The sequence below is a fragment of the Drouetiella sp. genome, from assembly GCF_059504425.1.
On record NZ_JCACIN010000018.1, the window covers coordinates 19,825 to 42,395 of the forward strand.

Consider the following 22,571-nt stretch of genomic DNA (forward strand, 5'->3'; position numbering starts at 1 on the left):
ACTGACTGCACCCTAAACTCTCACCATTAGAGGCTTCCATGAATCTTCAGGGTAAAACTATTCTCGTCACGGGTGCTTCCCGCGGTATTGGTCGGGCGATCGCCCTCGAACTGTCCCATCAAGGCGTACAACGCCTAATCTTAGTCGCACGTAATTATTCACGTTTAGCTGAAGTTGCTACTGAAATTGAGGCATTTGGAGTCGAGGCAGTGCCTTTAGCACTAGACTTGGCTCAGCCCGTGGAAGTCAATATTGCGATCGCTCAAGCTTGGCGCGATTATGGTCCCATTGATCTGCTCGTCAACTGTGCCGGCGTTGCCTATCAAACTCCCTTTTTGCGGTCCCAACTGCATCAGGTGCAGGAGGAGATTGCCATTAATCTCGTGGGAATGTATACCATCACCCGTCTGATTGCTCGACGCATGGCTGTGCAGCGACAGGGCACGATCATCAATGTATCCAGCTTAATGGGAAAAATCGCTGCGCCGACAATGGCAACTTATTCAGCAACAAAGTTTGCAATTCTAGGATTTACGCAAGCTTTGCGAAGCGAGCTATCGGTTCATAACATTCGAGTCATCGCCTTACTGCCCTCATTAACTGATACCGATATGGTGCGAAACTTTCAGTGGTTTCGGTGGGTGATCCCAACCACGCCTCAAAAAGTTGCTCAAACGCTAGTAAAGGGACTTCAAAAGGGCACACCAGAGATATTGGTGGGATGGCAAAGTCATCTTGCCGTCTGGGGCAACCGTCTGGTGCCTTGGCTGATGGAAAAGGTTTCAGGGTTAGCTGCTCCCTTCTCTGAGGAGCGTCAAACCTTCAAAAGGTTGAAAGAAGCGGTCGCAAATTCGCGTTAATTTAGGTTTCTTCTAAATAGCGTGGATGCTGTCTTGTTATGCAAAAAGGCGATCGCTGTTCTGGCATTGCATAAAACCCGATGAAGTTAGGAGCGATCGCGTCCTCCATCAGAAAACGTTGTTTATACTGGGCAGTATCTCGCATTAGAGAGATAGAGAACTTGCTAAGCTCTCTGCCCTACTGTCGCTTTCCCGTGAATTAACCTACTCTACTTGGGGTCGAGCCGAGATTGATGACAAATAGTGCCACAAACCTTAAAATCCCTCTCTGCACAGGCATTCTGAAATTTAAATACCTACCGTCTATACTTCTGGCTAGTTACATAAACTGCAACCCCATTCGATCGAGGCACACTGTAAGGGCATACTGCTAACATACTGTTCTCACAGGAGTTGTACCGATGGTTGGCGCTCATCGATCGAAAGCCCAGGCAACGCTGTTGGCAATGGCGCTCCTAGGCGCTTCAATTTTGACGAGCTGTGGCTCGGTTCCGCAATCGGCAGAAAATTCCGCGCTGCCAGCCAGTTCTGCCGTCACAAATCAAGCCTCTGAAGCACCAGCACCGACGGGCGGGGTACAAGGTTTGACGGCAAATATATCTGCACCGCAGCCGCAGCTAGTGCGGACGGCAAATTTGAACCTCAGCGTTGACTCAGTTAAGCAGGCGATTGAGCAGTCTATGGCGATCGCTCGGCAGCAGCAGGGCGAAGTGATGAATCTGCAAAACCGAACCCCTACTGAGGGTGAACATCACACTGCTTCGATTGAAATTCGGGTGCCGCAAGCCAAGCTAGATGCAGCGATCGTAGCGTTTTCCAAACTGGGTACGGTGCAGCAGCAAACGCTGCAAGCTGAAGATGTTTCGGATCTGCTTGTAGATTATCAGGCGAGGCTGCGAAATCTGCGCAAAGCTGAAGCAACCGTGCTGCAAATTATGGATCGATCGGGCAACATTAGCGATGTGCTCAAAGTCACGCAAGAACTCAACAACATTCGCCAGAGCATTGAACAGATTAATGCTCAGCTCAGCCGCTTGCAAAACCAGGTCAGCTACTCAACGATCGAGCTGCGGTTTGAGTCTGTGATTGCTCCGGTTCCTGCTCAGCCTGCAGTGCAGACGCAGCTTGTCGACAGTTGGAATGATGCAACGCAATCGATTGGTAGGTTTACAGTTGATTTGATGCAGATTGGCATTTGGCTGATGGTCTATAGTCCCTATTGGCTAGTAGTCGGGAGTGCAGTTACGCTGCTTTATCGGCGGCGACGTAGAGTGCGGGAGGTTTGCGAGTAATCGCCTCGTAGCTATAGGAACAACAAATACCGCTGCTACATGGATTAACCTTTACCTTAATCCACAATGGTAATCATCCCTATATCAATCGAATAGGCTCTTTTAGCAGTTTGCCTATTCGATTCAGCTATACTGCTGCATTGTTAAGGTAGCAAGTCACCAACCTCCGGCAAAGCCGGAGGTTGGTGACTTGCTTAAAGTTATCTTCTCCGCAAATGGAAAATTTGAGTTAAATGAGATAGACGCGATCGTTTTAGTTTGCTCTATTCGACTTCCCCTTTAAATCCACTTTCATCAGCCTCAATGGTTTCTCCTACTACCGTGTTGAGTTCAATTGCAAGCTGCTCCACTGTCGGTAAACTCTTCTCAAGTGATTTGGGGAGTGAGTCTCTTAGCTGATAAGTTGAAACACCAATTGGACGATTGACATCCCGTAGGGCATACTCTACAGCCGTCTTCTTTTTTCCCTTACATAGAATAATTCCAATTGTCGCTCGATCTTCCGGATGTCGTAACAAATCATCTACAGCAGAGATATAAAAATTCATCTTGCCAGAAAATTCTGGCTGAAACTCAGTAACTTTAAGATCAATTACTACATAACAGCGTAACTTTAGATGGTAAAACAATAAGTCAATATAGTAATCATCTCCATCTACTTCCAGATGATACTGACTGCCTACAAAAGCAAATCCAACCCCCAACTCCAACAAAAATTCCCGAATTCGTTCAACGAGTGCTCGTTCAAGATCTCGCTCTTGAGCAGATGATGTTATATCCAGAAAATCTAAATGATAGGGATCTTTGAGCAGCTGGTTTGCCAAATCAGATTGAGGTGGAGGTAAGGCGCGATCGAAATTAGTAATTGCTCCTCCCATTCGGTGATACAAACTGCTTTCAATCTGATGTACCAAGACATTACGGCTCCAGCCATGCTCAACCGTTTGTCTGGCGTACCATAGACGCTCTTCATTAGATTTGAGTTTGTCTAGTAAAGCTACGTTGTGATACCAGGTAATTTGTCCAAGTGCCTCTTGGACAATTGCCTCTTCAGGAAATGCGTGAGCAAATGCCCGCATATAAAGCAAATTGGAGCGAGAGAACCCCTTCATTTCTGGGAACTCCTGCTTTAAGTCTTTTGAGAGGGTTTGGATGACTTTTGCACCCCAACCTTGCTGATGTTGGCGCGTTAAAATGTCGCGCCCAATTTGCCAATATAGCAGCACCAGTTCTCTGTTGACGGCAAGCGCGGCACGAACTTGAGCACTACGGATGCGAACCTTTAAATCAGTTAGAAAAGTTTCGTAGTCTCTGGGATTGAATAAGTTAGACATGAATATATTTCAGCAATCAAAGAACCTGTCAAGCAATAAGTGGTGTAGGAGTATAAAGGCGCATTTAGTCTGGATGAACTCCATTATTGAGGGCTTGAGGCTAATTGCTCTAAAACAATAGGCTTGTCAATGGCTCCGGTGTTCAAAGTCTGCCGCTTCTTACAACATCTGTAAAACTTTTTCTAAGGCTTGTCTCAATTCCTGTCGTTGTTCAATTGAAATTGAGGTCTTACTAAAATTCAAGTTTTGGACAGCTGCAAGAATATGATCGATTTGCTCATCTCTAGCGCTATTAGATGGTATTGCTACACTGTCTCCCATAAGTTGTCTCTTCTGTTCAGCTACCCACTGTTGTGCTTTAATTTCTGATAAATTGTTTGTCAGAGTTATTTCAACGCCCTTATTACGTAGCTGTAGTGCGTGTTGTTCAGAAAGACCAAGATTTTCTGCTGTTAACCGATTAAGAACTAGAGCTTGAGCACAGCCTAATGCTTTTTCTCTGATAGCTGCTCTCAAGTCAAGAGTAAGACTGAGAGTAGGAAAAACGTTGCGATTCAGTGTAGCAGGATGCTCTTGGAGTCCTAGCAAAATTAGAAAGACCTGTATTTCTACTGGTTCAAGCTCAAATTGAGCCAAAACTGCACGTTGTTGCTCTTGAGGTTGTAGATGCAACCTATCGCCTAACTTCTGTTTTCTTCGCTTCAATCGCGTCAGTACACGATTCACAACTCTAGAAACCTCAGTAGGCTCTAGCTGGGAAATTTCATCACAGACGATCGCGACTAAACTCTCTGCTTTATCAAGTGCATTTAAATCTCGACGATGACGATTAGCTAGATAAGTTCTACGACGCAGAGTTTTATCGCTTTCAGGACGGATAATAAAGACCGCTCTAATGGTTTTCCAACCCAAATTAGTAGCTGCTCGCCATCGACACTCTCCGTCAAACAGGGTGCCATCATCGAATAACATCACATCATCTAGCTGACCCTCTTCTTGAAGCGATCGTTCCATCGCTTCAACCTCTTCTTTAAAGGTTTGTCGTGTCTGTTTTGGATTAGGACGAATTTCGTTAACTGGATACTCAACCGAGCCCTGATTTTGTTGCAGATGCTGACGTAGCTCATCAATCTGCTTTTGCAGAAGTTGACGTTCATGGTCATTCAGATTTTCTGACCGTAGCTGCTCGATTTCGCTAATTAATGCTTGCTCATGCTCATCCTTATGTTGAAGTTTCTGCTCAAGAACCTCAATCTGATGTTGCAAGACATCTTCGGTCAGATTTGCTCCCTCCATAAACTCATCTGGAGAAGCAGGTTTTGGTCTACGTCGTATTGGCATATCTATTTATTCTCCTTAGCCAAAGCCCATTTTTCATCAAATACTGAACGATAAAGTCGTGTGATTTCCTCAAATGCTTTCATATCTTTTGGTCGATACTCAACCACAGCCTTACCCTCAGATGCTGAACGCCGAAATGCTTTTCGAGTGCCAATGGACTGCTCTAAGAAAATTAATCCCTCTGTTTCTCTGGCTACCTGTGCTGCCTCCTCATTATCTCCACCTTGAGCGTCTGCTCTGTTAAGAAAACAAATTGATTTTAGTTGATTGTTAAAAGCACTTGCTTCATCAATTAACTTTGCAACACTGTCTAACGTCCACGCATCGAAGCTTCCAGGGAAGAGTGGAATAAGATAAAGACTAGCAACGAGTAGTGCTGCTCTATGACCCGTATTGTCCCTTCCTCCTGCATCGATCACTACATCATCATATTTTGAAGCCATGCGAGTTACTTCTGATCTCACCGCTTGTCCTCTAAGCTTAATAGCTGTGTAACCAGCACCACCAATTGGCTCAAATATTTGATTACGAAGCACTGTAAAATCAGTTGCACTGTCCTGTTCGTCAGCATCAACTAGCAAAATATCATAGCCAGCTAGCGACCTCATCACTGCTAAGTTTGTTGCCAAGGTAGTCTTTCCACCACCGCCTTTGATTCCCCCACAAACAATAATCATGGCGATTCCCCACTGAGAAGTTTTGTAATGTACCGGGGTTCCCCAGTACACATTTACCTGAATCTTAGGAGAGATGTACCGGGGTTCCCCAGTACAGTTTCACTCGAAAAAATTGTTAGAAAAAATGGTCACGATACTTTCTTTTGTGCGCTTTCTACGTGAATACATCTCTTTCACTACAAAGGTAGACCGGTTCTATTCCATGAGCATAGCGTTTCACTAGTTTGGCTTAGAACATTTCTACAAGAGGCTGAACTAGACAAACTATTATTAAATCCGTAGTAGAAGTAGATAATACGACAAAGCCTTAACGATTGTTCACCAAAAGTTCTAACGGTTTAGAGTACAGATTGATGGCTTCTCAACTCAATATTATCCAAGAGGACAAAAGCGAATCTCAACAAATTTATACTTTCGAATCTTTGAGGTTGAGCAAGCCATCATCGCAACTCAAGTGGATCATCTCTTCATTTTGCTTTTCCTATATAGACTCAAACATAGACCATAAAGCCGTAGTTTATTGTGAGAGTGTCTGCTACAACCACACTATATGCACTGGTGCTACGCGATTCTGCCCTCCAATGTAATGTACGCGCTCTAAAACTGGGTAAGCTGTACCTGAATATTATGGGTGATTTTCACCTTTGCCGATACCTCGAAAAAGGCTTTTTCTGTGGCAATTTGATCCGCTCGTTTGGTGTAGCGCCTGAAGCTCTGCATCGACCTATGCCGAGTCACTGACTTGTGCCAGGTCAGGGTCATGATGTGTTGAGCATCTATCCCTTTGAACACTAAATTTGTGACAAAGGTATGGCGGAACCAATGAGCCTTCAAATCAATGCCCGTCGCCTCTTTGATTCTGTTTATCACATCCTGAATGCCCCAATAGCTTAACTGCTGCCTATTGCTGCAGTGGAAGTGAGGTAAGAACAAGCGACGATCGCCCGTTACTCTAAGTCAATGCCCAGCTGTTGACAAAGTGAGGATGAGAGCGGTCGAACATAGAGATTGGGCAATAAATGCGAGTGTTACTGTTGCAACTCATATCCTCAATAAATGGGCAATATTTCCGCTCATTCTGGTGCCTCTTCCCCAATGGACTGATAGAAAGCCCGTTCAGCCGCTGCGCTGAGCGATCGCTTGGCATATCGTTTGAAACTTGCTTCTGATTTATGGCGAGTTAAGGTGCGGGCATGAAGACTTTCAACGCCTCGTAGAAGCAGGCCTGTGGCAAAAGTGTGACGTAATTGGTGAGGATGAACATTGACCAAAGTCAGGATTTGTTTAAGTTCTGACTCACTGAACTGTCCCCATCTGTCCTGGGAAGCAGTTTCTATTGCTCCCGGCCCAATTCTCTGCTGCCGCTCTAAAGCAGATTGAGCCTGCGCTGCGGCAATCTTGCCCAAAGATTTAACTGCATAATACAGCCCTTGGTAGCCCAACCGCTGACCCCCTCTATTTCGTCCACAGGACAAAAATAGTGGACTATCTGGCGGTAAGTCTCCCGCTTTGACACGACGATCGACGAGATAGAGATTCAACTGCTCTCGTGCTTGGCGATCGAGCGGCACCGTGCCTGTACTGTCATCCTTAGCTTGCCGAATTGTTAACCGCACCCCATCAAAGTCCTCTACATTCAAATTGACGACTTCTTCTGCCCGCAGACCATGACTGAGCACGGCTAACAGAGATCGATCGCGCATCTCTGTTTCCCCTCGTTTCTCAAGTGCCAGATACAGCGCTGCGACTTCAATGTCTGATAAGTCTCTGGCTGGGGGCAAGGGCACCCGCTCCATCTCGACTGCTGTGGTTGGGTCATGAGCAATTTGCTCTGGGTAAGCAGCTCGAAACCAATCAAAGAAACTCATCAGAGCCGTCAAAGCTCGGTTGATGGAGTTTTTGGATAACTTTTGCCCCTGCAAATAGGCTTTGAACTGGGCAATCTGACGCGGAGTGAAATCCGCCCAAGCCCGATCGGTCCACACTAAAAACCGCTTCAACTCACGCCTGTAGGCTTTTTGCGTGTTGGCCGCCAGCGATCGCGCCTGAAAATATTCTTCGACTCGCAGCCAGCGCAGATCAGCCGGTTCCCTCAAGTGAGTGGACGCCGGAGCAGTCGAAGCAACCAATCGAATCGACGGTAGCCCATCGGACTCAAACAGCATAAGACAGCACCATCAGAACAAATGCTCGTATGACCCTAATCATAAACTGCTAATCCTGATTGTTGAGCGCAATGCCCGCCTCAATGACCGTTTTCAACCATTGTTGCTCCGCATCCGATAGCAGGGGTGGCGGCGGTTGGCGCGTGTAATCGATCGTCAAGTCATAATCCGCTTCTGCGTAGACCTGGGCGATCGCCTGGGCTAAGTTTAGGGGCACCTCTGGATCCGGTGGCAGGAGGGGAATAGGAATCGTAGGGAGGGTATCGGGCAATTGTAGCGTCCAGACCGCCACGCGATCGTTGGCTCGAGTCACGGTAATCCGGTAGTGTGAGGTCGGAATTTGAGCATCAGCGATCGGGCGATTGCCACGCCGAATCAAATCGATTTCAACTAAATGAACACCTGCTTGTAGCAATCGCTGGCGTTTCTGAAGATACTGATCAAACCCCGGTTGCCGTTTGTTGGCATAGGAGAGAATTTCGATACAGGTGACGAGCCTGTTAGCTTTCACTTCTCGCACCTCCACCGTCGGGATGCGCACCTGTACGGGTGGTGGCAAGGTCAGCGTCGCTGGAGTAAAATTGATGTCCGCGTCTCTCGTCTCGGAAGTTCGCACTGATGTAGTCACCACCTCAACATCGGGATAGAGAATGCCCAAATCTTCGGTTGGTCCCGCATCTTGCATGACTGACACTTCCAGGCGAGCAGCATAGCGAGGGCGCAATAATGGGGTCAGCAGGGCACGAATACGACTAGCTAGAGCACTATGCAAATCGGCAAAGAGATAACCTTCGAGATAGGGATTCATGCCAGGAAAGTGCCGCATTGAGTTCTCCAGAGATCCCTAAGTGATTGAGGGTCAAACTGTCCTAGTCTGAGCTTACCGCAAAATCCTCACTGATTCTGGGTTATGGAAATCAGCGAGGCTAAACATAGTGGCACAGGAAACTGGGTTTCCTGATTCGGGGGTCTGAGAGCGACTCTGGCAATAAACAGTCGCTTACTCCAACTCATTTTGCTCGATTTATACATTCTGGCAGCACCAATGAAGTGTTTTCAAGTAAAATATTTATACAATATCTTATATACGACTAAACTACGACTAAGTTCGGAAGGGCTAGGCTATACTAAATGAAAATCCTTGCACTGTGGGAGTTTCACGGATGCATTAGTGTCTATTTAAAAAATTAAGCTATGTGTTGCGCTTAGGTGTAGCTCATATAGCCGATGCTATTCTTTTAGAAAAATAATGTGGGAGTATTGACGATGCATGCGCTTGTTCCTTCATATAGCCCTACTCGATCGCTTGGTGGCTCAGAGAAAAATAATATCAGTGAAGACGGTTCGCCTGTTCGTGCAGTTGCAATCGTCTTAGGCTTGCTTGTAAGATTTCTGGGTTTGTTATTTCTATTAGGGCTATTCGTAATCACTAGTTTGGTATGGGTCTGGCTTGCCAGCTTTCGGAGCGGCTGGCGGTTAGGGGATTGGCTAGATGATCCAGAAAATAGCAATCAAGATAAACTTGCATTGAATATTTTACATAGTTCAATCGTGGCGATATTTTCGCCTTTGGCGATATTTGGTGATTGGTCAGAAAAGCTAATTAATGAGAGATTTCAAATTCAATTTCCACCCAAAATAGATCTACGCCAGATTGTCGAAAAGCAACTGGGGGTTAAGTTTCCGGATAATTCTCCTTGTTTGCCCAAGAAAACCAATTCTTTAACCGAGCCAACTGATTCAGGCAACTCAGAATAGTATCGGGCAGTACTTTTCTGTAGGACTGGAGCGTTATTAAAGTCATAAACCAACAGCGTATTTCTGCAGTAAAAGTAGAAGTACACTATTGGTTTATAGGGACTTGGCAATCACTGCGAAGGTTCTGTTGCTTGGTCATCAGTCGGTTTATTCACCATTGATTGCGCAACACTAGCGATGAGCCCTAGCAGGAACGCTAAGGAAGCGGGAGCAACGATTAGCCAGAAGATAATGGTTCGGATCATAGCGTGCTTAGCCTGGTACTTTTCTTATACTTTTGATTATCTATATAAACTCCTAGCAAAACAAGGAATGTTGCAAAAGGTTCGTGTTCTGTCCATCTCAGTTTTTCCAACTGAAACAAAGCATTAACAATCATTACAATTTTGTGAAGGGTCAGAAGAAAAGACTAGATTTCATGGCACTAAAGTAGTGTGACCATGTTTCGAAGTAATGCGACTCTCTGCGATTGGTCAGGTTAAGGCAGGCTTAAGGGAGTTTAACTTTATGAGTGCGCGATCGCTCACCAAGGTAACCAATGCGACCCAAGCAGATGCTGCTGCAAAGACCAGTCTGCTGAAACATTCTGGTGTGAAGCCAATAGAGGTTGAACCCAAGCGGAAGCCGGAGGAATGGGCTAAGCAGAATTCTGAACAAAAATCGTGCTTTAAGCAGGACTTTAGCCGCGTCCCTGTCAGTCCCTTATCAGTGCCAGTGATTCAACCAAAGCTGGTGGTGGGGCGACCAGGCGATCGCTATGAGCAGGAAGCGGATCAGGTTGCAGAACAGGTGATGTTGATGCCGGAACCCGCCATTGTAACTGGTCTAGATCATCCTTCTGGGGCAGTGCAGCCTCTCTCTATTCAGCGACTTAAGTCAAATAGCACTAAGAAACTGCAACGGCAGGTGGAGGAGTCTGAAGAATCGGAGGAGGAGGAAACGGTTCAAGCAAAATTCTTGCCATCTTTATCGATCCATCTGTTGAATTCGGGATCAGGAGAAAGGATACAGCGTCAGGCGGATGAGTTGCAGGAAGCCCAAGCGGATGAGGAAGAGCCGATTCAAGCAAAATTTCTATCGTCCCTTTCATCAGGGGAGCGACTTCAGCGTCAGGTGGATGAATTGCAGGAAGCAAAGCCTGAAGAGGAGGAAGAGGAAGAAGCTGTTCAAGCGAAGGGTATGTCTCACCGACTTCCCACTGTGGCTTCAGATTTAGCCAGCCGTCTGAAAGCTAGTCGAGGGGGAGGGCAACCCCTGCCAGACTCTACCCGCGAGTTTATGGAATCCCGATTTAACCATGACTTTAGCCGGGTGCGAGTACATACAGATGGTCAAGCGCATCAGTTGGCTCGCGGTCTGAATGCTCAGGCATTTACGTTTAAGCAGGACGTTTACTTTGGTGCAGGGTATTATCAACCCCATACGTCGTCTGGGAAAAGATTACTGGCTCACGAACTGACTCATACCATTCAGCAGCAAGACACCCTTCCTTCACGCTCTCATAAGCCAGAGGCATCCCCTTTAGTCGTCACTCAACCTCCTCATAGGCTCGAACACGAAGCTGAATCAGTGGAACATCAAGTGACACCGTATGTTCCATTTTCACCTGTTACGGTTTCTGAGGGAGTATCTGCTGCACAAAACCTGATTTCTCTGCGCCGCAGTGGAAGCCAAGCTACCAGATCTCTCACATTCTCCTTCAATGCTTCTGTAACGGCAAATGTAGGCGCTAATTTAAATCCTTTCTCGAAGCGATCAAGTAATGAGAACGCTAACCCAGAAAGTGAGGTTGAGCCTGAAGCACAGCAAGCTTCTGAGAAAGAAGATGCTGTACCTATAGAAGAGGCAGAAGTAGAAGAGGCAGAAGCTGCTAAGTCTGACACAGCAGAAAAAGATGCCGCAAAGTCTGATGAAACTTTAGCGGACACGACGCTACCTGAAGATTCTCAACAGACCCCTACCTCACCAGAGGAAGATCCAGCATTTCAAGCAACCTTAAAGCAAATTGATCAGACTAAACGAGCTCAGCGCAAGCATTCTCCTCCAGATACGAAGCTTGGAGAAATAGAAGCAGCAGCAGTTCTTCCTGAGAATGAGCAAAAAGATAAAAACGATCGCAAACAACATTTGGAAACGATCGCTAACACCGCAGAAGCCGTTGATCAGAAGAAGGAACCTTTTAAGCCGGAGACCTTTAAACAACTCCTTCAACAAAACTTGAAAGAGATCGAGAAAAACCTTCCCCAGGATGAAGCAGGCGCACGGGAATTTAAGGACGGTAAGCCGCTGAAGAAGGTCAAAGAAAATATTGGACAGCAGGTTGCGTCGGAAAATGAGAAGGTAGCTGCTCCCATTACTGGCCAAGTCAAACAGGATCCTCCTGGTAGTAAGATTTCAACTAAAGCAGCGACCGCATTGCAAGAGGAGCCTGTTGGATCTAAGCCACGACCCATTGATCCTCAAGCGGTGGCTCCAAAACCTAAGCATGACTCTGAAATCTCTATGGAGGAGGAGAGCCAAAAGCTGGATGCCAAGCTGTCTGAGAACAAAATGACAGAAGAGCAATTGGAAAATTCGGGGGAGGATAAGTTTACGCAAGCATTAGGGACAAAGCGTCAGGCCCAGCAAGAGGCGAAGGCGGCTCCTGAACGCTACCGTCAGGAAGAGGAAAAGGATCTGGCGGGGGCGGAGAAGAAGGCACAGGGGGCGGGAAAAGAGCAGTTTGGAGGTATGGTGGGCGATCGCCAGGAAGCGTTTGATACTGTACATTCCAAACAGAAGGACACGGAAAAAGCTTCCGTCGATAAGCAAAAGGAAGTTTTTAAGGGTCTTGAGAAGATTTATAACGATACCAAGAATAATGTCGGTGTCATTCTGACCGGGTTATCTGAGGAAGTTGATCGGATCTTTAGCGAAGAATCGGAGCAGGCAAAGAAAGTCTTTGAGGATACAGTTGAAGAGAAGCTTGATGACATTTACGGTTTTTTCCGCTTCGATGATGCTCTCTTTGGGGAAGATACTGAAGCCATCGAACAGGTTTTCCAAGAGGAGAAGAATAAGTTTTTGTCAGCAATGGATAAAACGCTGGACAAGATCGCAAATTTGATTGCAACAAAGTTGAATGAAGCCATCCAATCGATTGAACAGGGTCGATTGAAGTCCGAAGAGCTATTTAATGGGCTAGATAAGGAACAGCAGGAAAAATCCAGCGATGCGATGGAGCTATTCAGGGGGCAATACAATGATTTGGAAACCAGCGTCAATGATAAACAGCAGGAGCTAGCCCAAACCCTGGCGGAATCTTATAAGTCTAATGTTGATTCTTTAAGAGAAACCTTCGATAAAATTTACGAGGAAGTTAAAAAATCCTGGATTGAAAAGGCGATCGAGTTTATTGAAGAGGTTGCCAGTGCCATTGCTAATTTGGCTGATCTATTGCTGTCAATTCTGCAACGAATTGCAGCCTTAATTGGGGATATTCTGGCTCATCCCATCCGGTTCCTGGAAAATCTTGCGGCAGGCGTTAAGGCAGGATTCGGCAAGTTTATTGCAGGAATTGAGGGTTATCTAGCTGGAGGGTTCGTTGACTGGCTGCGGGGGTCTATGGGAGGAGCCAGAATTACCATCCCTGACGAGCTGGATCCCGCAGGTATTTTTTCTCTCGTTACACAAGTGCTGGGGCTGGGCTACGACACCTTTTGGACGCTGGCTACCAAAATCCTGGGCAAAGAAGAGGTTGAACTGCTGAAAAAAGGAGCTGGAGCCGCAGAGAAGGGTCTGGAAATTTTCCAACTAATTCAGGGGAAAGGCTTAATTGCCCTGTGGGATGACCTCAAGGAAACGATTGCCAGCAGTTTTGATGGCATCATTAATCAGGTTAAGGAAACCGTCATATTTGAAACCGTTAAAAAAGCACTAGCTTTTATTGGATTGCTGTTTACACCGGTAGGGGCTTTCATTAAAGCGGTTCAGCTCCTCTACAAGGGCTTACGCTTCTTGGTGGATAACATTGATCGCATTAGAGAACTGGTTAATGCCTTCATGGATTCCGTCGAAATGGCTGTCAGAGGAGATATAGGCGGCATTGCCAGCAGGATTGTCACAGCACTGCAAAACTTTATCGTCCTGGCTATTGATTTCCTCGCCAAGCTCCTTAATCTAGGCGATTTAGCTCAGAAAGTCCGAAAAATCTTCCAGGCTGTCCGTAAACCCATTGAGCGGGCGATCGAATGGTTGCTGAAAAAAGTCAAACCCATCGTTAAACGCGTTTTCAAAAAAGGGAAAGCACTGGTCAGGAAAGCCAAGAAAAAAGTAAAAGCATTAGTCAAGAAAGCGAAGAAAAAAGCTAAAGCTGTTGTTGGTAAGATCAAGAAAAAGCTTGGCATTGGTAAAGATAAAGATAAGAAGAAGGATAAAGCCAAGAAAAAGGCAGAGAAGCAACACGCCAAGATTGGTAAAGTCGTTGTCAAAGTGATGTCGCAGAAACCTTCTAAAGATGGAACTTACGAAGAATTGCGTAAGCAGAAAGAAGAGCAAGCAAAAGGTTTGGAAACCAAATATAACCAGCAACTGGAACAGCCTGTTAAGCTGAAGATTACCTTTAAACCACCAGAACAGGACAAGAAAGATACTGACTTAGATTTTCACGTTCATATTGGACCGAACGATTTTGACACCGATGCAGAAATTGCCTATGCCGTAGAGAACAATTTAGTTCTCCCGATTTACCGTGGCATACATTTTCTTAAGGCAGAAAATCACACTGCTGAAGATGAAAAGAAATATGAAGATGAATTAAAGAGCCAAGTTGGTGAGCCTACGTTTAGCGCTGCTGCATTAGAGTTAGCAGAAAGTCAAACATTTGATGGTAGTGATGTAAAAGATAAAAAGGTTTTAGAAGAAGCTGTAAAAACGGTAAAAGTAGAACTTAAGAAAAAAGAAAGCAAAGGTGAATCAGCTACAGCAAAAGATGTCACATCCTGGTGGAAGCCAAAGCAGCCATTTAACAGTGAAATCCTTGTTCTGCTGCAGAGATATATCAATACGTACGGTAAGTTTAAGAAAGAATTGAAGGAGAAAAAAGAAAAGCCTTATAAAGGTTTGTCTTTCAGTGCTATACCGTTCATTTCTACTTCCTGGCGTGCAAAACATCCTATCAAGTATGCTTTGGGAGCAAGCCTGAATAAAGAATTACAGCCACGACGTCGGCAGGTTGGCGTCGCAGGTCGAGTATCTGTATATCTATTTTCTGGAAAAGAGCTTCAAGAGCAAAATGCTGCCAATGTTCGAGGTTTGCAAGAAAAGGAAAAAATCAGCATAAACCATCGAAAATTACATCAAGATGAAGTAGCTTTTACTGGTGGCATCCCAGGGAAAAATCTTGTTAAGCAACACAATATCGTATGGGACATTTCACCTGTATCTTCTAATCCAAAAAAGCTAGATAAAATTCTTACTAAGAAGGCAATTAAACTAGCTGCTCCCATTGAACAGGATGCTCAGCAAAGGGCTGAAGCAGAGATGCAAAAAAATAACTCAACCACTCTGCACTGAAAGTGCAGAGGTTGGGCTGGACTGAAAGTCCAAGGTAACTTACTCCAGCAGAAAGTTATCTTGATCCTGATTCGATGGATTCCGGTGATGCTCCAAGTATTCAGCGACCAGTTCTTCTGTAAGATTTCCAGTGCTCCAAGCTCCATACCCAATTGCCCAGAAATGCTTACCCCAGTATCGCTTCTCCAACTCTGGAAACTCCTGCTGCAACAACCTGGACGTTCGACCTTTAAGGCGCTTCACGATGTCACTGATGGACTTAGATGGAGGATATTCCAGGTGCATATGGACATTATCCTGACTGACTGCCCCTTTGAGAATTTTGATGTCCTCAGCATCACAGATTTGGATGATCAATTCTCGACACCGTTTCTGAATGTCTCCTTTAAGGACGTGATAGCGGTACTTCGTGACCCAGACGATGTGGACAGTCAGTCGGGTGACACTATGACTGCCTCTTCGTTGCTCTGCCATAACGGTTTACGTCAAAGCTACCATTCCTGTGGATGCCAAAACCTCTCTGGAGATGAGTACCAGCTAAAGCCTCCCACTAAAGTGGGTAGTTTTGGACTAGCGTGCTGGGACAATAAAACCTCTTAGAGCTTTACTGTTGATGGATGATGATTTCTAGTAAAAACAGCTAAAGGAAAATTGTTATGACATCGATCACCTTAAACCAGGAAACCTTTATTTCTCTCCTGCAACAAGAGTTTGAGAGTCTGAGTATACCTCATGCTCCAGTGCGTAGGCGAGGTGCAGAAAATGGAGCAGGAATATCGTCTGCCAGTGGTGCGATAGAGGGTGTATTTGAGCTACTAACAGACGGTGTTATCGACAGGAAGGAGGCATTGACTGAACTAGCTGAAGCGGCGATCGAAATAGCATCTTCTTTATATGCCTCTGGTGCAGAACATCAAGTATGGCGACGTTGGTCTGCAATTGCAGCTTTCGGGTTGTTTCTAACCGATCAAATTTATCAAAGCATTCTATATACTATTCTGGCAGAAGAATGGGAGTTTCTAAGAATTATTCCTCTAACTGGAGATGTGAGCAAGCAGATCTCGGCGCAAGTGATTTGGCTTTTAGTTGGCGGTCATCTAATGTCTGAATTGCCGAAAACTGGTAGACATAGTGAAAGAAAGGCATGGCTAAAATTAGCGCAAAGTATTCCAGCAGGTCAACATGATGTCACTGAAGCAGCTTTAAAGGACATAGCTGACTTTTGGATGGCGGAGCTTGAAGATAGCTGGATGAATTATGAGCCTGGGGATTATCCCGACTTCAACCCCGAAGCTTGTGCAGTAGTCGCTCTAGCTAGACACAATGGATTTGTACCAACCTCGTTTACTTCCGAACAGTATCGTTTTTTAGAAGCTGGACTTGCTATATCTGAACCACCAAGTCTATATTCCACAATATTTCTCTGTTAAGTCCAAGAAACCTGACTTAAGCCCAATGGGTAATTATTTTTCGTATGGTTACTGGTACTGATTTCTACGAATTAAATCATTTAGAGTTTGAAAGCTCTTCTCTATTTGCTACCATCGCTCATACGCTCACTGTTGCCCTTGCTCAGCAATCCGACCAAGTAATTGAATGCTGCCTCACTTTTGAAGTTAGTCCTGGTCTCTATCACCATATCGACGCCAACGCCCTCTTCAACCTCAAACCCGAATTTCGCACCCCCCTCATCAACGGTGACTTTCTCCCCGATCGCCCCATCCAACTCGAAGTCACCCTCCATCGCGATCTGCTTCCCCTCCTGCTAGAGCACGCCAAAACGGCTGAAGAAGCCGCTGCTTATTTGCTAACTCTGAGCCAACAAAAAGCCGAGCAAGTCCAACCCAATGCTTCAGAAGGCAATTCAGCAGAAACGATTCAAAATACAGAAGCAGCCCTCAATCTGCTGTTGAATACCGAAAGCTGGTTCTGCCTGTCTGTTAAACAAATTCAGGAAACAGGTGAAACGGGCTACACCACCTTCTGGAATTACGTCAATCCAGCAACCCTCAATCAGCCCGGAGCCTCCAGCGAACAGATTGCTGAAGGCATCACCAACTTTTTCAAAGATTGGACTGCTGCCAACCTTACCGCCGCAACCCAGGACATCACCGAAGAACTCTTCAAAGGCGTCACTACCCTCTTTGACGGCTTCGACACCTGGCTCGATAACGCCTTTTCCAAAGATGAGGATGATAGTGAAGAGGATACCGATGATGACGACGAATCCATTCTGGAAACCGTCATTGATTTCTTCACCGAAGACGATTGGACTTTTACCAAGCTCCAGGGGCAATCCACGTTACAAGTCGCCTGCCAAGGCGAAAACGGCAGATGGAACTGTTATGCCCAAGCCAGAGAAGACCAGGAGCAATTTGTCTTTTACTCGATTTACCCTGACATTGCCCCCGAAGACAAACGACTAACGATGGCAGAATTCCTCACCCGCGCCAACTACGGGCTCATCATCGGCAACTTTGAGATGGACTTTGATGATGGTGAGATTCGCTACAAAACCAGCATTGATGTAGAAGGCGACCTCCTCACCACCGACCTGATCAAACAACTGGTTTACGCCAACATCATGATGATGGATCACTACTTACCGGGCATCCAGGCTGTAATGGATAGCAGGCTGTCGGCAGCAGAAGCAATTTCTCAAATCGAAAGTCAAACTGCCATCGCTACAACCAACACTCAAGATGACCCCGAACCCTAGCGCCATTACTGCTCATCTCAAGCACCAACCGCAAGTTTTTTGCTCAAAATATCAATAATTTTTGCAATTTCATGGCAAAAGGAAACAAAAGCCCTAATCTATGGCATTAGATAGGGTAAGGACTTTATAAACAAATTCCAATCCCAAAGGGGGCGCTTATGAGTCAGCGGTTCGATGCCCGGAAAGTCAACCCCCGAAAAACTGGCGGTTTGCTCGTGTCAGGGTTGCTACAGCGATCGCGCACTCGTTCCATCGCCTCTGAGCATGACCAAAACCCTAAAAGCTTTTCCAATAACACCCCTCAAACTTTGCCAGAGTCACGTTTTAGACAAGACTTTAGCCAAGTGTCTGCTCACACCACAACATTGCCCATCCAACCCAAATTGCAAGTTGGACGACCGGGAGATAAATACGAGCAAGAAGCTGATCGGATGGCAGATCGAGTAATGCAGTCATCTAGCCCAGCGATTGCTTCTCGTTCAATGTCGCCAATGCCCGCGATCGGGCGGATTCAACGCCAAATGAACGAGCCCTTGCAGCGGCAACCTGCCGCAGAAGATGAAAAAAAGAAGGTCGCCAAAGATGTCGCCTACAAAGCAGAACAAAAAAAACAACAGGCAGAAAAAGAAAAAGTAGTAGCAGAAGAAAAGGCAGTGACAGCCGATAAAGATAAGCAAGTCAAGGAAAAGAAAAAGAAAGAAGACGAACCAGTGCAAACCCAGGCGCAACCAGGGCAAGTCCCAATAGTCACTCCAACCCTTGAAAATCACCTCAGTACCCGGCAAGGAGGAGGTCAACCTTTACCAGAACCCACCCGCACCTTCATGGAATCTCGCTTCCATCATGACTTTAGCAAAGTTCGGGTGCATCACGATTCCCAGGCTACCCAGGCTCTCAATGCACGAGCCTTCACCCGTAGACACGACATCTTTTTTAATCCAGCCCAATACCAGCCCAAAGCCCCTCACGGACAGCATCTCCTCGCCCATGAGTTAACTCACGTTGTCCAACAAGGAGCCGCACCTTTTAGATCAAGGAGTGGTATCAGCTAACCCAATTGTGCCTGAAAAAGTATCAAAGCAAACAGATTTTGTGTGACTAGATTCTGGTTGCTTTTGCTGCTCGGTTCGCTTTGATCTGTTTGCTTTGAATTTATTTAGTAATGCTATGAATAACTATTAAGTTTCCGAACAAAAGATTCATAGAAGTTGCTAAGTGGAACTTGACTAGCGTATTTTTATGGAGAGTAGAAAATCTTTTAGATGCAAAGTCCATCTAGCTAGTCAAATCATTTTTAGTCAAGTCATTCAGAATACGCGTATAAAACATACGTGAGGGTTTGTTATCTTAAAATTCATCCTGTCAAACTATGCCTTTGCTTTTGTAAAAAAGGCATAGTTGTAGATAGGTTGCATCTTTATAGAGAACAGGATGAAAAAATAGGAAAGGATAACTGCCCCATGACTACTTTCCCTGGTTCTCCCAAATTATTTAAAGGAGCGATCGTTGCGGTTGCTCCAACCACTAATACAATCGTCAGCACGATCGCCTTTCAATACAACCCAGAAACCCTATCCCGCACCCTCCAGCCCCAGACGGCAGGGGAAGCTCAGGGTAGTCGTTCTGAGGCATTGAGATTAGAGGGCGCACCCGCCGAAAGCATCAAATTAGATATTGAGTTAGACGCTACTGATCAATTAGAGAAAGCCCAGAATGCCCAGGATGCAGCCGTTGAATTTGGCGTTTATCCCCAACTCTCTGCATTGGAAACCCTGATTTATCCTGCGAGTGCAGATATTGAATCAAACATGGGATTGGCTGATATGGGGATGCTAGAAATTGTGCCGATGGAAGCGCCTATGACCTTGCTAGTTTGGGGGAGCAAGCGGGTGCTGCCCGTTCGTTTAACCGAATTTAGCATTATGGAAGAAGCCTATGATGTGAACCTGAACCCCATTCGGGCAAAAGTGTCGTTAGGGTTGCGCGTGCTGAACTACGGCGACTTGCCTTGGGGACAGCGCGGTGCTCGGCTGTTTCTGGCGCACCATAAAGCGAAAGAACGCATGGCTCAGAAAGGAGGTATTAGTAATCCAGCAGCGGTTACAGGCGTTGATATTGCAGCACGCTTTCGCGGTTAAAAAAGAATAGGGTTGCAGCACAATATTTGTCCAATACGTAATTGCAGAGTAGAGGTTCGCTATGTTTGAACATACCAGCCGTTACTACAACCTGGAGACCCTAGAATACACGACTGCGGACGATCGCAAAATCGCCTATAAGCGTCGCCGGTTCTTGCCTCAAGGACAGACAATGCCTCTCTTGCAGGAAGTTACGGTGCTTGAGGGCGATCGTCTCGATTTAATAACCTACGGTACTTTGGGTGATCCCCTGCATTTCTGGCAGGTGTGTGATGCGAATAACACAATGAACCCAGAAGAATTAATCGCTGAAGTCGGTAGGATCATTCGCATTCCAACCCCTCAGGTGTGAGGAATGAACAATGTCACTAGGAATTAACTTAACATTACTAATGGGTGAAAATATCCCTAAACCAGCGCCGCGATCTCTAATAGAAGCGCTCAAAAGCGTGGAAGTGACTCAAAGCGATGAGGGGCGTTCTGGCTTTCAAATCGTCTTTCAGTTAGGGCGATCGAACCGTAATGATGTCAAAGACTATCAACTGCTGAAAGAGCCGCTCTTGAAAGTATTCAATCGGGTGATTCTGATCATCACAATGGGTGCAACCGCCCAAGTCTTAATGGACGGAATCATTACCAACCACCAGTTTTCGCCTAGCATGGAACCCGGTAACTCGACATTTGCGATCACGGGCGAAGATGTCAGCGTCATGATGGATTTAGAGGAAAAATCGATTGAACATACGGCTCAAGATGAAGCCACAATCGCTCGAATGCTGATTTCGCAATATACCCAGTATGGAATAATTGCCGAGATCGTGATTCCCCAATTCAAAGACCGCCCCACGAAAAATGAACGGATTCCATCCCAGCAAGGAACAGATCTGGAATACCTCAAAGCGATCGCAGATCGCTTTTCCAATGTCTTCTATGTTATTCCCGGGCCTGCATCAGGCTCAAGCACAGCCTATTGGGGACCACCTCAACGCAAGACTCAACCCCAACCTGCCTTAACGGTCAACATGGGCTCCTTTACCAATGTCACCTCGATCAGCTTCCAAAATAATGCCATGTCTGTGACTGAGGTGAAAGGGAAAGTGCAAGATCGCCGTACCAATCAGATTCAGTCTGTTGCTGAAAACACCAGCGATCGCCCAGCCCTCGCCGCTCAGTCAGCTCTCAATCAACAAGCTCACCGACGCACTGAACGATACCGTGAAACCGGACGAGACACGACTCAAGCGGCAGCACGGGCACAGGCGACTACCGATCGCTCTGTCGATAACGTGATCACTGTGACCGGGGATTTAGACGCTGTCACCTACGGTACGCTGTTGCAAGTCCGAGGAGTCGTGACGTTACGGGGTGTTGGGTTTAACTATGACGGTCTTTACTACGTCAAAAGTGTCACCCACAAAATCAACAAGGGGGACTACAAACAGAGCTTTACCATTACCCGTGAAGGATTAGGCAGCACCGTATAAAACCATATAAAAGGACATAAAATAGTGCAGCAATTTTTTGGCAAATATCGTGGGAAAATAACCGCTAACAAAGACCCTCTGAATCTCGGCCGTGTTCAGGTGAGTGTCGCCTCTATTTTTGAAGAGGGTAAACAAAGTTGGGCAATGCCCTGCTCTCCCTATGCTGGAAAAGGCATTGGGCTGTTTACGATTCCCCCTGTTGATACCAATGTTTGGGTGGAGTTTGAAGGTGGCGATCCAGACTATCCCATTTGGAGTGGTTGTTTTTGGGGCAATAATGAGTTACCCGAGGAAGCCAAGGTTGCTAAACCCGATGAAATGATCGTGTTCAAAGCCTTTGCTACAGGAGGCAAAGGCATCACGATTAAAATGAGTAGTTCTGGGAGTACTAAGGGATTGGCGATCGAAGTCGAGCCGCCCGTTGTCAGCCAACCGCTCAAGTTGGTCTTTGATTCGACGGGAATTGAGATTTCCGCAGGTAGTTTAGGAACGATTAAAGCTTCGTCTAGTAGCGTCAAAATCAACAACAATGCTTTGGAGGTGACCTGATGGGCGACAACATCTTTCATGTCAACGCGGTTGCGACTTGCCCCCATCAAACGGGACAAATCTCGGCGATCGTCAGTAGTCCTCGGGTTAAAGTGAGTAGCCAAGCAGTCGCCACATTAACCGATCAATATTTAATAGCAGGCTGTGCCTTTACGATACCTGGTCCCAAACCTCAACCCTGCATTAAAGTACAGTGGCTTAGAGGCGCCACCCGCGTTAAAGTGAACGGCAACCCTGTCATTCTTCAAACCAGCCAGGGGCTTTGCAAAAGTGCAGAAGAGATTCCCCAAGGGCCTCCCAGTATTAAAGTGACACAACAACGAGTCAAGGGGATTTAGCGATGCAAATCAGTTATCCCTTTCAGATAGACGGGCGTGGACGAGTGGCAGAGGTGACCTATGATCCTCACATTCGCCACCTGATTGAACAAGTCTTGTTTACAGAACCGGGGGAGCGGGTCAATCGTCCCGATTTTGGTAGCGGTTTGAAACAACTGATCTTTGCACCTAACAGTTCCGAGTTGGCGGCAGCCGTTCAATTATTAGTCCAAGGCTCGATCGAGCAATGGTTAGGGGATCTGATTTTGTTGGAAGCGGTTGATGTTGAGAACGTTGACTCCCGATTAGAGGTGACTGTTCAGTATATCGTTCGACAAAATCGACAGCGGCAAATAGCACAATTTAGTAGAGAGGTGCTGTGAG

The 22,571-nt window shown here is 46.1% G+C and carries 21 protein-coding genes; 13 read left to right on the forward strand and 8 right to left on the reverse strand.

What is annotated here, in order from left to right:
• Positions 1-38: 38 nt before the first annotated feature.
• On the forward strand, positions 39-860 hold the full coding sequence (locus AC5JMP_RS03740) for an SDR family NAD(P)-dependent oxidoreductase (RefSeq protein WP_495850088.1): 822 nt from the start codon (positions 39-41) through the stop codon (positions 858-860).
• 1 nt (position 861) lies between these two features.
• Here AC5JMP_RS03740 and AC5JMP_RS03745 read toward each other — a convergent pair whose 3' ends face one another.
• Positions 862-1,005 carry a hypothetical protein gene (locus AC5JMP_RS03745; RefSeq protein WP_495850089.1) on the reverse strand — a complete coding sequence of 48 codons (144 nt, stop codon included), beginning with the start codon at positions 1,003-1,005 and terminating at the stop codon, positions 862-864.
• 256 nt (positions 1,006-1,261) lie between these two features.
• Here AC5JMP_RS03745 and AC5JMP_RS03750 point away from each other — a divergent pair, with 256 nt between their 5' ends.
• Entirely contained in the window at positions 1,262-2,152 is an 891-nt protein-coding gene (locus AC5JMP_RS03750) for a DUF4349 domain-containing protein (protein WP_495850090.1), read from the forward strand.
• 263 nt (positions 2,153-2,415) lie between these two features.
• Here AC5JMP_RS03750 and AC5JMP_RS03755 read toward each other — a convergent pair whose 3' ends face one another.
• The 6 genes from AC5JMP_RS03755 to AC5JMP_RS03780 all read right to left on the reverse strand — a co-directional run bounded on the left by AC5JMP_RS03755 (position 2,416) and on the right by AC5JMP_RS03780 (position 8,495).
• Entirely contained in the window at positions 2,416-3,486 is a 1,071-nt protein-coding gene (locus tag AC5JMP_RS03755) for a PDDEXK nuclease domain-containing protein (RefSeq protein WP_495850091.1), read from the reverse strand.
• 159 nt (positions 3,487-3,645) lie between these two features.
• A complete protein-coding gene (locus AC5JMP_RS03760) occupies positions 3,646-4,827 on the reverse strand; it encodes a ParB/RepB/Spo0J family partition protein (RefSeq protein WP_495850092.1) in 1,182 nt (393 codons plus the stop codon).
• Between the two features lie 2 nt (positions 4,828-4,829).
• Entirely contained in the window at positions 4,830-5,504 is a 675-nt protein-coding gene (locus tag AC5JMP_RS03765) for an AAA family ATPase (RefSeq protein WP_495850093.1), read from the reverse strand.
• Between the two features lie 597 nt (positions 5,505-6,101).
• Positions 6,102-6,437: a tyrosine-type recombinase/integrase gene (locus tag AC5JMP_RS03770; RefSeq protein WP_495850094.1), complete on the reverse strand. Its 336-nt coding sequence runs from the start codon at positions 6,435-6,437 to the stop codon at positions 6,102-6,104.
• A 140-nt stretch (positions 6,438-6,577) separates the two neighbouring features.
• Positions 6,578-7,669 (reverse strand): tyrosine-type recombinase/integrase, encoded by a 1,092-nt coding sequence (locus AC5JMP_RS03775; RefSeq protein ID WP_495850095.1) that lies wholly within the window; start codon positions 7,667-7,669, stop codon positions 6,578-6,580.
• A 49-nt stretch (positions 7,670-7,718) separates the two neighbouring features.
• A complete protein-coding gene (locus AC5JMP_RS03780; RefSeq protein WP_495850096.1) occupies positions 7,719-8,495 on the reverse strand; it encodes a DUF4058 family protein in 777 nt (258 codons plus the stop codon).
• A gap of 440 nt (positions 8,496-8,935) precedes the next feature.
• On the opposite strand from AC5JMP_RS03780, the gene AC5JMP_RS03785 reads away from it, so the two are divergent.
• Positions 8,936-9,427, forward strand: coding sequence for a hypothetical protein (locus AC5JMP_RS03785; protein WP_495850097.1), 492 nt, complete (start codon positions 8,936-8,938; stop codon positions 9,425-9,427).
• A 453-nt stretch (positions 9,428-9,880) separates the two neighbouring features.
• Positions 9,881-14,980, forward strand: coding sequence for an eCIS core domain-containing protein (locus AC5JMP_RS03790; protein WP_495850098.1), 5,100 nt, complete (start codon positions 9,881-9,883; stop codon positions 14,978-14,980).
• Positions 14,981-15,019: 39 nt separating this feature from the next.
• Here AC5JMP_RS03790 and tnpA read toward each other — a convergent pair whose 3' ends face one another.
• Positions 15,020-15,454: an IS200/IS605 family transposase gene (gene tnpA, locus AC5JMP_RS03795; RefSeq protein WP_495850099.1), complete on the reverse strand. Its 435-nt coding sequence runs from the start codon at positions 15,452-15,454 to the stop codon at positions 15,020-15,022.
• Positions 15,455-15,636: 182 nt separating this feature from the next.
• On the opposite strand from tnpA, the gene AC5JMP_RS03800 reads away from it, so the two are divergent.
• The 9 genes from AC5JMP_RS03800 (at position 15,637) to AC5JMP_RS03840 (ending at position 22,570) form a co-directional block, all read left to right on the forward strand.
• On the forward strand, positions 15,637-16,410 hold the full coding sequence (locus tag AC5JMP_RS03800; protein WP_495850100.1) for a hypothetical protein: 774 nt from the start codon (positions 15,637-15,639) through the stop codon (positions 16,408-16,410).
• 44 nt (positions 16,411-16,454) lie between these two features.
• Positions 16,455-17,699 (forward strand): type III secretion system chaperone family protein, encoded by a 1,245-nt coding sequence (locus AC5JMP_RS03805; protein ID WP_495850101.1) that lies wholly within the window; start codon positions 16,455-16,457, stop codon positions 17,697-17,699.
• A 158-nt stretch (positions 17,700-17,857) separates the two neighbouring features.
• Positions 17,858-18,751 carry an eCIS core domain-containing protein gene (locus AC5JMP_RS03810; RefSeq protein WP_495850102.1) on the forward strand — a complete coding sequence of 298 codons (894 nt, stop codon included), beginning with the start codon at positions 17,858-17,860 and terminating at the stop codon, positions 18,749-18,751.
• 408 nt (positions 18,752-19,159) lie between these two features.
• On the forward strand, positions 19,160-19,837 hold the full coding sequence (locus AC5JMP_RS03815; protein ID WP_495850103.1) for a CIS tube protein: 678 nt from the start codon (positions 19,160-19,162) through the stop codon (positions 19,835-19,837).
• A 61-nt stretch (positions 19,838-19,898) separates the two neighbouring features.
• Positions 19,899-20,189: a hypothetical protein gene (locus tag AC5JMP_RS03820; protein ID WP_495850104.1), complete on the forward strand. Its 291-nt coding sequence runs from the start codon at positions 19,899-19,901 to the stop codon at positions 20,187-20,189.
• Positions 20,190-20,199: 10 nt separating this feature from the next.
• Entirely contained in the window at positions 20,200-21,321 is a 1,122-nt protein-coding gene (locus AC5JMP_RS03825; RefSeq protein WP_495850105.1) for a hypothetical protein, read from the forward strand.
• A gap of 24 nt (positions 21,322-21,345) precedes the next feature.
• The gene (locus tag AC5JMP_RS03830; RefSeq protein WP_495850106.1) at positions 21,346-21,870 is read left to right on the forward strand and encodes a phage baseplate assembly protein V; all 525 of its coding nucleotides are present in this window, start codon (positions 21,346-21,348) and stop codon (positions 21,868-21,870) included.
• A complete protein-coding gene (locus AC5JMP_RS03835; RefSeq protein WP_495850107.1) occupies positions 21,870-22,208 on the forward strand; it encodes a hypothetical protein in 339 nt (112 codons plus the stop codon). The genes AC5JMP_RS03830 and AC5JMP_RS03835 overlap by 1 nt, the downstream gene beginning before the upstream one ends.
• Before the next feature lie 2 nt (positions 22,209-22,210).
• Positions 22,211-22,570 (forward strand): GPW/gp25 family protein, encoded by a 360-nt coding sequence (locus AC5JMP_RS03840; protein WP_495850108.1) that lies wholly within the window; start codon positions 22,211-22,213, stop codon positions 22,568-22,570.
• Position 22,571 lies beyond the last annotated feature (1 nt).